This is a genomic window from Rhizobium ecuadorense, from assembly GCF_001187535.1.
GTDB classification, from domain to species: domain Bacteria; phylum Pseudomonadota; class Alphaproteobacteria; order Rhizobiales; family Rhizobiaceae; genus Rhizobium; species Rhizobium ecuadorense.
In genome coordinates this window covers 1-284 of record NZ_LFIO01000373.1, presented here as the reverse complement: position 1 = coordinate 284, position 284 = coordinate 1, and the positions used below count along the sequence as shown (strand labels likewise).

Here is a 284-nt window from a genome sequence, read left to right as displayed (position 1 = left end):
GTTGAGAGGCCGTGGATCCCTTTTTAAGACGTCGTCCAAGCGCTCCGCGATCGGCAGTGTCGTTCGCGCCGTCGAATTCAGAATCGTCTCGTCAAGGCCGTACTCTGTTATCCAATCAGAATGAACCAAGACGCCTTGAATGATTTGGATTAGAGCGCCAACCTCGGTCGGAAGTACAGCGATTGCACTGGCGTGACGACCTGGATTGGTCATTGCACTATACGGAATCCAGCGATCGACGCCTTCCATGTGTCTCTCCATCACACTGATTGGAGCACAGACTG

1 pseudogene is annotated in these 284 nt (G+C 53.2%); it reads right to left on the bottom strand.

The features are described from left to right. Positions 1-249 (bottom strand): annotated as a pseudogene (locus AF337_RS44215) (transglutaminase); the annotation flags it as partial. Positions 250-284 lie beyond the last annotated feature (35 nt).